This window comes from Balneolaceae bacterium (genome assembly GCA_034521495.1).
GTDB lineage: Bacteria > Bacteroidota > Rhodothermia > Balneolales > Balneolaceae > Rhodohalobacter.
The window spans coordinates 52,427-64,573 of record JAXHMK010000017.1 but is presented as its reverse complement, the minus strand read 5'-3'; the positions used below and the strand labels follow the sequence as shown (position 1 = coordinate 64,573).

The 12,147-nt window shown below is 41.9% G+C and carries 11 protein-coding genes; all 11 read left to right on the top strand.

What is annotated here, in order from left to right; genetic code table 11:
- The first annotated feature begins 70 nt into the window (after positions 1–70).
- Entirely contained in the window at positions 71–838 is a 768-nt protein-coding gene (locus tag U5K72_16250; GenBank protein ID MDZ7720368.1) for a PspA/IM30 family protein, read from the top strand.
- 6 nt (positions 839–844) lie between these two features.
- Complete coding sequence (locus U5K72_16245) at positions 845–1,297, top strand: hypothetical protein (protein MDZ7720367.1); 453 nt, start codon at positions 845–847, stop codon at positions 1,295–1,297.
- A gap of 4 nt (positions 1,298–1,301) precedes the next feature.
- Positions 1,302–2,186 carry a hypothetical protein gene (locus U5K72_16240; GenBank protein MDZ7720366.1) on the top strand — a complete coding sequence of 295 codons (885 nt, stop codon included), beginning with the start codon at positions 1,302–1,304 and terminating at the stop codon, positions 2,184–2,186.
- The gene (locus tag U5K72_16235) at positions 2,183–2,713 is read left to right on the top strand and encodes an enoyl-CoA hydratase-related protein (GenBank protein ID MDZ7720365.1); all 531 of its coding nucleotides are present in this window, start codon (positions 2,183–2,185) and stop codon (positions 2,711–2,713) included. Before U5K72_16240 ends, U5K72_16235 begins: the two co-directional genes overlap by 4 nt.
- A complete protein-coding gene (locus tag U5K72_16230) occupies positions 2,676–2,978 on the top strand; it encodes an enoyl-CoA hydratase-related protein (GenBank protein ID MDZ7720364.1) in 303 nt (100 codons plus the stop codon). Before U5K72_16235 ends, U5K72_16230 begins: the two co-directional genes overlap by 38 nt.
- A gap of 275 nt (positions 2,979–3,253) precedes the next feature.
- On the top strand, positions 3,254–4,537 hold the full coding sequence (locus tag U5K72_16225; GenBank protein ID MDZ7720363.1) for a hemolysin family protein: 1,284 nt from the start codon (positions 3,254–3,256) through the stop codon (positions 4,535–4,537).
- 167 nt (positions 4,538–4,704) lie between these two features.
- The gene (locus U5K72_16220; protein ID MDZ7720362.1) at positions 4,705–6,417 is read left to right on the top strand and encodes an AAA family ATPase; all 1,713 of its coding nucleotides are present in this window, start codon (positions 4,705–4,707) and stop codon (positions 6,415–6,417) included.
- A gap of 3 nt (positions 6,418–6,420) precedes the next feature.
- Positions 6,421–7,569 carry a prephenate dehydratase gene (pheA, locus tag U5K72_16215; protein MDZ7720361.1) on the top strand — a complete coding sequence of 383 codons (1,149 nt, stop codon included), beginning with the start codon at positions 6,421–6,423 and terminating at the stop codon, positions 7,567–7,569.
- A 206-nt stretch (positions 7,570–7,775) separates the two neighbouring features.
- Entirely contained in the window at positions 7,776–10,502 is a 2,727-nt protein-coding gene (locus U5K72_16210; GenBank protein MDZ7720360.1) for a PAS domain-containing protein, read from the top strand.
- A 424-nt stretch (positions 10,503–10,926) separates the two neighbouring features.
- Positions 10,927–11,586: a response regulator transcription factor gene (locus U5K72_16205; protein ID MDZ7720359.1), complete on the top strand. Its 660-nt coding sequence runs from the start codon at positions 10,927–10,929 to the stop codon at positions 11,584–11,586.
- A 142-nt stretch (positions 11,587–11,728) separates the two neighbouring features.
- Positions 11,729–12,139: a hypothetical protein gene (locus U5K72_16200; GenBank protein MDZ7720358.1), complete on the top strand. Its 411-nt coding sequence runs from the start codon at positions 11,729–11,731 to the stop codon at positions 12,137–12,139.
- The last annotated feature ends 8 nt before the right edge of the window (positions 12,140–12,147 follow it).

The window sequence follows — 12,147 nt, the reverse complement described above, 5'->3', positions numbered from 1 at the left end:
AAAAAGAAAACCATTAACTTTATATGATGCATTATGCATCAGGGCATTAATTTCAATAAGCTAAAAAACCATGTTTAAACGATTTATAAGAGCGATTAAGTCAATGTTTGGCGGATTTGTTAGTTCAATGGAAGATCCAAAACTCATCCTTGAGCAAAACATTCGGGAATTGAATGATCAAATTCCGCAGATGAACGAAAATATTACCACCGTAAAGGCGAATGCAATGATGCTTCGAAAGGAGGTTGAGAAGTACGAAAAATCTATTTCGGAGATCACTGCCAAAATCAAATCAGCCATTGAGGCCGACCGCGACGATCTTGCCGAAGGCTATGCGCTTCAACTCGAAAAAGCCAAAGAAAATTTGCAGCATTCCAAGCAACAGCTCAAATATGCTGACCAAGCCTACGAAAAAGCACTGAAGGTAAAACAGGCTTTTATGCGTGAGAAAGATCGAAAGATTAAGGAAGCGCGAGAAGCTCTCCGTGCCAGCGAACGGGCCGAATGGCAGGCAAAAGTAGCTGATGCTCTTGAATCCTTCGAAATGGGCGGGTTAGATCAGACTCACTCCGAAATGGTGAATCGTGTGAATGAAGAAACCGCACGAAACGAAGCCAGAATGGAAATCGCTCTTGAAAGCGTTGACACAGAAACAATGGAGATTGAAGCTAACGCTGAAAAATTGCGTGCTAAAGAGCTGGTAAACCAGTTTAAGCTCGATATGGGGAAAGAGTCAGCTTCTAAAGAGGACGAAACTATTGATATTGAGGAGCCAACGAAATCAGAAAAAGAATCCCCTCAAAAAACGGTTGGCAAAGAACGATCCAAGTCTAAGTAAACAACCATGAGCAGCAACAGCGAACAGGAACGGGAACGCCTCAAAGAGGAATACAAAGATCATTACCGGAAAATCCGGGAGACGAAAGAGAAGTTACGTCGATCGAAGTATGTGAGAAATGTAAATGAGGCGCTGCATCAAATGAATGCAGATGAACTTCTGGCAAATGTGGATGAATTTCTCGGGAAAGTTCGCACAAAAATGTCGCTTATTGAAGCCAGGCTTGATGTTGCCATGGAACATATATTGGATCAGCCTGATGATATATCGGAACTTGACGAAGAGCTAAAAAAAGAGAAAGCCCGCGAAAGCCTGAAAAAAATTAAGTCTGATATGGGCCTTCTTTACAGGGAAATTGAAAAACAGGCGCAAGAACTGCACGCAGAGAAAACAATCGGTCCCGGCACACAACCAGAGTCTGACCCGGACGAAAATAAAAATGACAGCGATTTAGCTTAAGGAAATGGCAAAAGACGAAGAATCATCCATCAATTTTACGAAAGAAGCCTTTCTCCACCCGGTTAACCTGGTTTGCCTGCTTGTAGGAACAATTACGGCGTTAGTGTTAAGTGATATTGGCTTGATATCGAATGCCATTCTTGCATTTACATTTGGCGTTGAGTTGATGTACCTGGGAATTGTGCCGAAACTGCCAGCTTTTCAAAAAAGTGTGAAGCTTAAAAAACGGAAGGAGCAGACGGATGAATCCAACGATAAAGTTATTTTTTACCAGCTTGATGCACGATCGCAAAAACGATTTTTGGTTCTGAAGCATATCACAAAAGAAGTAAAGCAGAACTTTGACACGCTTCCATACACATCTAAAGGAATGTTGGAACATATTGAAAACAAAGTAGATGATCTATTGTCCACATATCTGACGCTTTTGGATATGAATCGCCGATTCCAGATTTACATGAATTCTGAAGTGGAAGAGGAGATTCGGCGTGAAGTGGAAGAGCAGGAGAATGATCTCGAAACAATCGATTCGGAAAAACTGAAGAAGACCCGCCAACGAAGGCTATCTATCTTGAACAAACGCTTGAATAAGTTTGATGTAGCCAAAGAGAAATACCTGATATGTGAAACTCATCTCGAAACGATTGAAGATGCCGTCCGGTATATTTACGAACAGTCGATGACCATGCCGAATGCAGAAGATGTAGGAACACAGCTCGATTATCTTCTTTCTGAAATGGAAGAAACCACGAATATTATCGAAGAGATGGATTCAAACCTGCTTCCGGGTTTTGAGGATATGGACCGGGAGCTTGAACTGGCTCAGCTTAAAAAGGAAGCTAAAGAACTTCGAAAAGAGACCGGAGAAAAAGTTAAAAAATCGATATGAATACAGCTTCACTCGAACGCGAAACCGTTTTACTTGAAACTGACGATGATGGAATTTCGATTCTTACCATCAACAGGCCTGATAAGCTTAATGCTTTAAACAAACAGGTTTTAAATGATCTGGGCGATGCTTTTGATTTCATCGAAAAATCAGACCACATTCGTTCGATCATTATCACCGGGTCTGGCGAAAAAGCCTTTGTAGCGGGAGCCGATATCAAAGAACTCAGCACTCTTGACAGGCAGAGCGGTGAGAAAACTTCATCAGAAGGTCAGGGGCTCTTTAACAGGATTGAGCAGTTCTCAAAACCTGTGATAGCACTCGTCAATGGCTATGCACTTGGCGGAGGTGCGGAACTGGCAATGGCTTGCCACATCCGAATTGGCACCAAAAACGCTGTATTTGGTCTGCCGGAAGTTTCTCTTGGGTTGATTCCGGGTTACGGCGGTACTCAACGACTTGCCTCAATTGGCAGGAAAAGGAAAGGCGATGGAGATGATCTTGACCGGCAAACAGATTCAAGCTGATGAAGCCCATTCTATTGGATTACTGAATCATGTTTTTGATTCGGACAGTGCCCTCAAGAAAGTGAAAGAGATTGCTTTGAAAATCATGAAAAATGGTCCCGTTGCAATCACCGCAGCTATCGCAGCGATAAATGCCGGTTCCGGAGCCAACCAAGGGTATGCCAAGGAAGCAACTTTATTTGGGCAGCTCTGCGAAACCGATGATTTTAAAGAGGGAACTTCAGCTTTCCTTGAGAAACGAAAAGCTAATTTTACCGGCAACTAAGCACATCTCTGATTGAAGAACCCTCAAGAAGATTCTGAAACTATTGACGTGTCAACAATAAAGTATCGGGGGATTAGAAAAGTCCCCTCTTTCAGTATCTGTTTAGCGCGAAAAGATGATTCATGATTTTTTATTTACCAGATCGCTAAACAGGTCCCTCCTTCATAAGAAGGGGAGAAACTTTACCTCAACATACGACCTAACAACTTAAACTTGACAGGTACTCTTCTGTACGATTTTTCTTTCATAAGTTCATTGTATCTTTACTGACCCATATGACTGAATTCCTCTACATATTTACAGCCATTTTACTAAGTGGATTTTTCTCGGGATCGGAGATGGCCTTTGTAACGGCTAACAAACTTAAGCTCGAAATTGAATCGAGAAAAGATACGTTTCGGGGAAAATCGCTGGCATTTTTCAGTGATAATCCGGAAAACTTTTTGACCACAACATTGGTTGGAAACAACATTGTAAATGTTATATATGCCACTTTAATGGCCGTTTTCCTTGTTGAACCGATACAGGCTATTTACCAGCAGTTTACGGGTGTGATGCCTACAACAGCAATGATTCTTTTCATACAAACAATGATAGCGTCTATCGTTATTTTGCTGTTTGGTGAAATTATTGCAAAAGCGATCTTCAGAGTACAGGCCGATTTTCTTATCACTATCATTGCCGCACCCCTCAGGTTAATAAACTACCTCTTATCTCCGCTGATCTATATAACAAATTATTCATCAGGGATACTTATCAACCTGCTTAATATTGGCAGTGAACCAAGTGAGAAAGTATTTCGCCGCCAGGATGTTGAGATGATATTCAGGGAACTGAAAGACAGTGGCGGCAGCAAGGAGATCGATCATGATGATTCTGAAATTCTCCACAACGTACTTGAACTCTCCAACAAAAGAGTACGCGAAACGATGGTACCGCGTACCGAAATTGTGGCGATTGACAGAAATGCCACCATCGAGGAGTTGAAGAAAGCATTTATAGAATCGGGTTTTTCCAAGATTCCCGTATACCAGGATACCATTGACGACATCATCGGGGTAGTATTTGCTTATGATCTGTTCAGTAATCCAAAAAGCATCAGCCAGATTACGCGGCCGGTAAACCTGATTCCATCCAGTAAAAAATCAAAAAATCTGCTTACTGAATTCAGGCAAAGCAATATTTCTGTGGCCATTGTGATTGATGAATATGGAGGTACCGCCGGAATGGTAACCATTGAAGACCTGATTGAAGAGGTGGTCGGTGATATCCAGGATGAGTACGATAAGGAAGATGATCAGATCAAAAAATTATCAAATAACACATTCTTGCTTTCCGGTTCAGTAGAGTTAGATGAACTGATTGAACTTCATCCCGAAATTGAACTGAATTTTGAAGAGGGCGACTTTGAGACCGTTGCCGGGTATATCATTCACCATACCGGACGAATCCCTAAAGTGAATGAGGAGCTTCAAATACACGGAAACACCTTTATAATCACCAAAGCAACACAGAGTAAGCTCGAAAACGTTAAATTAATCATACTCACCGGCGACTAATCCATTCGGTTTGGGTTCTCCCTTGCCAGCGCAAGTTTGTAACTTGTGCGATGAATGGTCCAAGTTGCCTCAAAGAGATCCCTACGGGGCAAACTTGAACCAGTAAGAATGAAACAATACTTAAACATACCGTTGAAATTTCAACAACAATCCAGGAACAACATCCGATGATTGAAAAATATCCATATTGGGCACAACAGCTTGCCAAAAAATACCTGAGCCGCACGCTCAACCAATTTATCATTCATGGAAATGTAAATGACCTGGTTTCAATCAAAGATGAGGATAAACACCGATACCTGCGGTTAAAATCGTTCATGGCAGAGGAGTTTTTTGGGGCACGGGATATTGTTCTGTTTTACGACCGGGCATCCGGAATATATTTCAGAGATCAGAATTCGCAACGGGATTTTAACCGTGCTCTTGCCGGACGGGATTCCCTGATAGGCACGGAATACGCAAAAAAACTGCCGAAAGATCCCGTGGGTGCATTTAATGTACTGGAACAATATATCCGATCGCGTCTCGATCAAAAGAAAAGCATCGCCCTGATTGTTGATTTTGCAGAAACAATTGTACCGGCCAATGAGGCTGGCAGCACTGGTTCAGAAGATCGTAATGCACTTGTTTATCTACTAAAATGGGCTCATGATCCGCTTTTTCTTGCGGCCGATTTTACCACGATTTTGTTCACTGAAAACCTGTCCGACCTCAATCGAACCTTGATTCAAAATCCGTACTCATCAGAGATAAAAATTCCACTGCCGGAAGAAAACGACCGCCTCTCCTACATCACACAGGCTTGTGATCCGGATACATTTGAAGAGATATCGGACGTTCCTAAGCCGGTGATGGCACAAATGACAGCTGGTCTTGGATTTTTGAAACTGAAGAGTATCCTCTCAAATGCGATACAAAATTCAGAAAAAATTACATTCGATTCGCTTACCGCAATCAAAAAAGATATGATTGAAGCGGAAGCATATGGCCTTCTTGAATTTGTAACGACGGATACCACACTTGATAATGTAGCCGGGCATAAAAAAGTAAAAGAACATCTGCGTCATGCTGTCAAAGCTTTAAAATCGGGACGACATGATGTAATTCCTATGGGATATCTTGTATGCGGCCCGGTTGGAACCGGTAAAACTTATCTTGTAACCTGTTTTTCGGGTGAGGTTGGCATTCCGATGGTAAAACTGAAAAACTTCCGAAGCCAGTGGCAGGGAGTAACAGAGGGAAATCTGGAAAAAATATTAAGCCTGCTGAAAGCAATGTCGCCCGTAGCCGTAATGATTGACGAAGCTGACGCCTATCTTGGCGACCGCTCTGCATCGGGAGACAGCGGTGTATCGAGCCGGGTTTTTTCACAGATTGCCACCTTTATGAGTGATACACGTAACCGCGGAAAAATTCTGTGGTTCCTGATGACCGCCCGCCCCGACCTGATGCCTATAGACTTAAAACGCCAGGGACGTGCCGAAGAACATATCGCACTCTTTCCCCCTGAAACGGAAGAGGAGCGAATTGAACTTTTTGATGCCATGAAGAAAAAAACCGGGATCAGGGTATCCGAAAACCACATCCCGAAAACCGTTCTTAAAGGGGATGTTCATTATTCCGGGGCTGATATGGAAGCAGCTCTTACACGGGCAAAATTCCGAACGGCATCCGATAACCTCGATGAAGCCACACCTCAGATACTGGACCGGGTTTTTGAAGATTTTTTACCTCCCACCTATCCCGAAGAGATTGAACTACAGACACTGACCGCCGTTTCGGAATGTACTTCGAAGGCGCTATTGCCCGAACGATTCCGTAAATTAGACCGGAATAAAATGTTGAACAGAATCCAGGAATTGAAACAAACGATACGTTAAAAAATGTCTAAAGACAGGCTGCAAGAAATACGTGAATCGATCGACAAGCTTGACGAAACCATTGTAAAAGCGCTTGGTGAACGACAAAAAATTGTTCGTGAGATCCTGATAGATAAACTCGAGCGTGAAGATGAAATTCGTGATCCCGAACGCGAGGAAAAACTTCTTTCTAAAATTCGGCATAAAGCCCCGGAAGTTGGCATGGATCCCTACTTCCTCGAGCAACTTTTCAGGGAGATTATCCATCATTCCGTGCGTTATCAAACGCATGCACTGATCGACCATCAGAATGATAAATCAAAAGAGGAGACAATCAAGGTTTCGTACCAGGGAACGGATGGTGCTTTTAGTCACCAGGCCGCCATGCGTCATTTTGAACAGCGTTACAACAATGTTGAATGCATTGGCTACACCCGGTTTGATGAAGCCGCTGATGCCGTTGAAGAGGGAGAAGTAGATGTTGGTTTTCTGCCGATTGAAAATACCACGGCCGGTTCCATCAACGATACCTACGATCTTTTGAATGAAAAAGAGCTGTACATTATTGGCGAGGAGGTCCTGAAGATTAATCACTGTTTGATGGGACCTGAGGAGGTTCAAATTGGCAATATTCGCCGGATTTTATCTCACCCGCAAGCCATCGCCCAATGCAGTAAATTTCTCACCTCACTGCCCCGATGCCATGTAGAATCGTATTTCGATACCGCTATGGCGGCACGAAAAGTCCGCGATGATGCTGATCTTTCCCAGGCTGCTATTGCCAGTGCATTTGCAGCTGAAATTTATGGATTAAAAATCCTGGAAAGAGATCTTGCCAATCAAAAAGAGAACTACACCCGTTTTGTTGTGGTAAGCCCCGAATCGGTTACCTGCGACCCACAACTGAACTGTAAGACCTCCCTCATATTTGCAACGGTTGATGAAAAGGGAGCTCTCCTGAAATGCCTGAACCTTTTGGGAAATAATGGGATAAACATGACAAAACTGGAATCTCGTCCCCGAATGGGACATCCCTGGCAGTCTCTCTTCTATCTGGATATTGAGGGAAATAAAGAGGAACCGCGTGTTGAAGATGCGTTGAAAAAACTTCAGAAAAAAGCCCAATACTTTAAAAATTTAGGCAGCTATCCTGTTCGCGAAGGGAAGTGGTAAATTTGTTTCTTAAACTACCGTAACACAAAGTTTTTATTTATTATATAGAGCGATTCAACGAGAGGAGTTTTTAAATTTGCATGTAGTGCGGCTTTTATATTGTTGAATAAATAAAACTACCCGTTTACCGGTAGACCAAAAAAAGGCACACCGTTGGAGCAACTGTCACAAACCGATAAATGGGTTAACACTATAAGTTGGTAGTTATGAAGTTTACACCAATCCGAATAGCTCTGATCTACCTGGCATTTGCCCTTCTCTGGATAACAACGACCGACTGGCTCGTTGAATATTTTGTTCAGGATGATGCACTCATCACACAAATTCAACTCATAAAGGGAATATTCTATGTAACAGTTACAGCTGTAATTCTCTACTTGATGGTGAAAAGCTACGAAAAAAACCTGAAGAGAGAGCAGGAGTTACAAACCAGAATACTTGAAACCATTCCGGTAATGATAACCGTTTATCGTCCCGATCTCTCGGAAGTTTCTGTGAATCCAGAATTTGAAAAAGTAACCGGTTGGACAAACAGGGAAACAAAGTCCGTCAATATTATGGATAAAGTCTATCCTGACAGGGACTATCAAGAGAACGTGCTGGAGTTCATGAATAAATCGAATGCCGGCTGGAAAGATTTTGAAATGGTAACGAAGAGCGGCGAAAAGGTTTATACAACGTGGACAAATATCCACCTGTCTGATGAAACTCAGATCGGTATTGGGCTGGATATTACCGAGCGTAAAGAGATAGAAGAACAGTTGAAAAAAAACCAGGAATGGCTGCAGCTAACCACTACCAGTTCAAATGTTGGATTGTGGGAATGGCATCCACAAACCGGAAAAACTGTTTTTGATGAAGTATGGGCAAATCTTGTAGGATACACTCTCGACGAACTGCAACCGATCAGTATTGAAACCTGGAACAACCTGGTTCACCCGGATGACCTGCAGAAATTCAAAGAAGAGGTTGAGCGTTATATCTCCGGCGAAACAACACTCTATGAGTGCGAAGTGCGAATGAAACATAAACAGGGACATTGGGTCTGGATTTTAGACCGGGGCCGTGCTGTAGAGTGGGATGCAGATGGCAACCCAACCCGGCTTGTGGGAACTCATGTTGATATCACCTCTCAAAAAAATATTGAGCAACGCATCAATGCTGAACGTCAGCGGTTTGAAATTGCATCGAACCTAACAAGTGATGTGATCTGGGAATGGAAACCGTACATCAATGAACTTTGGTGGGGCGATGGAATTGAATCTGTTTTGGGCTACAAAGAGGAAGACTATAAGGGAGCCCCCGATTTTTGGGAAAATCATGTTTCTAAAAAAGACCGGAAGAGAGTTGTTAAAAGCATGAAAGATGCAGAAGATTCGGGTGCTATACATTGGAGTGATGAATATGAGTTTATTGCTGCCGATGGCAGCCTGCGAAAAATTGAAGATAATGCGGTTATTATTAGAAATGATGACGGCAGCATCCGAAGAATTATCGGGGCAATGGTAGACCAAACAAAAGAGATTGAATACCAGGAGGCATTGCGCCACCAAAGCCATCGGTTTGAGATGATTGCAAAAAGCACAAACGATGTGCTTTACGAATGGAATATGAATACGGATAATGTTTGGTGGAGCGAAGGCTGGCAATCGCGCTTTAATTATAAGGATGAAGATGTTTCTCGCTCATTTGATTGGTGGGCTGATAAAATTCACGCCAACGACAAAGAAAAGGTGTTAAACAGTCTCAATGAATCGATGAAGTCTAACAGCGAATACTGGACTGCTTATTATCGATTTAAAAATGGCGATGGCAGCTATTCGCATGTTGTTGACCGCGGTTATTTTATGAAAAACAGCAAGGGTGAAAATGAATATATGGTGGGCACTATATCTGATATTACCGCAGATGTAGTTGCAAAAGAAGAATTAAAAGCCTCTGAACAGCAATACAAGTTACTGTTTAAGCAGAATCCAATCCCGATGTTCATTTACGATCCTAACACATTCAAATTCACAACCGTAAATGAAGCCGCCGTAAAAAAATATGGATATTCGAAAGAGGAGTTTTCTAATCTTACAATTTATGATATCCGTCCAAAATCTGAGATTAATGAACTGGAAAAAGTATTGAATAGTTACTCTGAAAAAGAACGATCTCGTTTCCACGAAACCATTCATCAAACAAAAAACAATGAACAGTTAACTGTTGAAATTTCATCCTCAACTATTGTTTATAAAGAAAAAAAACAACGGCTTGTGATTGCAAACGACATTACAGAACAGCGAAGAGCCGAGAAGCGCGCCATCAGTGCAATTATTGAAGGGGAAGAGAGAGAAAGGCAACGAATTGCCAAAGAACTTCACGACGGACTCGGACAGTACCTTTCGGCATCGAATATGAATTTACGATCTGTGTATGAAGATATTGAGGAGATTCCGGATAAACTGCGATCAACATTTAAAGCTGGCTTGCGATTTCTGAGTCATGCTATTTCAGAAACAAGAAGTATCTCACAAAACCTTCTGCCGAAAGCAATTCAGGATTACGGGCTGGAACTCGCAGCAGAATCGTTGACAAATCAACTACGAAAAACTCATAATATTAATGTGTATTTCTATTCGAACCTCGATAATATTGACCTATCGGATAAAGTGCAGATTAACCTCTACAGGATTTTACAGGAGTCATTAAACAATGCTACAAGACACGCTGATCCCACAAAAATTGAGGTGCAACTGGTCTACTCGGAAGGTGAAATACTGATGACTATTGAAGATAACGGGAAAGGATTCGATGTAAATGAAATTAGTGGAGAAGGTCTTGGAATTCGCAGTATGAAAACCAGGGTTGGTGCAATGTCTGCAAATTTAGATATTGTTAGCAGAAAAGGTCGGGGCACAATTATATCGGTAGTTGTTCCTATTCAATGAACTACCTCGGGGCAGAGCCCACGAGGTATCAACTTATAATCCAAATTTTTTAAACAATCTATGCACTTATTGTGAAGTGTCCCCCTTTGAAGGGGGCAATGGGGGATGATCAATCTCCCCTTGAGGGGAGTACGGCTTTAGCCGGGAGGGGTGTAATGCATCAAAACCACGAATTGGGCATTCCAGAACTTCGAAAGTCATCCCCCAGATCTCTCAGCCTTCCCCTTTCAAAGGGGGACTTTAGTCTTTTTGAGACTGTCCAAAAAGGATGTCATTCTGAACTCGATTCAGAATCTCCAATTGTTAATCATGCTTGGAGATACCGGATCGGGGTCCGGTATGACAAAAATGAGAATATTGATTTTTCTTACATCCTTTTTGGACAGCCTCGGAATTAAACCACTTAGGATTAAATAACATTCTCATGGCAAACGTAAAAATAGCATTAGCAGACGATCATAAAATTGTTCGAGACGGAATTAAAACTATGCTCGAATCTCAGCCCGAAATTGATGTAGTAGCTGAAGCTTCTGATGGAGAGGAGATCCAGAAAAAATTGGAAGACACTTTGGTTGATTTGGTTATTATGGATATCAGTATGCCGGTAAAAGATGGTATTCAGGCTACAAAAGAACTAAAAGAGAATCATCCGGATGTAAAAGTGCTGGCTCTTACTATGAGTAACGACGATCTGCATATCCGGCAGATGATTCAGGCCGGTGCATCGGGTTACATAATGAAAAGCGCCGGAAGGCAGGATCTGAAAGACGCTATTGAAACCATTATGAGCGGTCAACACTATTTTAGTGATGAAGCCACCCAAAGCATCATGATGGATTTGGTGAAGGGAAAAGGCACGTCCACAAAATTGGATGCTGTACATATAACCGACCGAGAACTCGAAATTCTTGAACTGATTGTTCAGGAATACACAAACCAGGAAATTGCAGAAAAACTGTACATAAGCCCCCGAACAGTAGATGCCCATCGCCGCAATTTACTCCAAAAAACCGGGGCCCGAAACACAGCTGGTCTTGTAAAGTATGCTTTTCAGCACAATCTGATTTCACCAAAAGATGAGTAGAAGAAGAAAATTAGTGATTCGAACATGCAGAACACAAATGCCCCCCAAGGCATTTTATTAGGTTTTTTTACGTAGTTATTCAGGAAAAAAATACGCTCTTCAACCGATACACTTTGGCACCTCCCATTAATACTTTGATTATATGGAAGGCTCTGAATATCAAATAGCTATCATCTCTGATAAAAAACCCCGGACAGAAGTCCTTTCTAAGGTGGTTAAAAGTTTTTTCAAACAAATTACCAAAGTCCCGATTATTGATACAGACAGCCTGGAGTCCTTAAAAAATATCAATGAACCACAAGTGTTACTCATTGATTTAATGGGAACAAACAAAAATTCAAAAGAAATTATTGTTCCGCTGAGAGAGATGAATTCCGATTTTAAAATGATTGCACTTCATATATATCAATCCCCAAAATTGATTGAACCACTCTATAAAATGGGGATTAACGGGTATGTATTTTATGAACCATCCCGCAAAGAATTGGTTCATGCCATTCAAGAAGTAACAGCCGGAGAGACCTATAAACCGGAGTATCTGCGGTCTGCGTAAAAAAACCT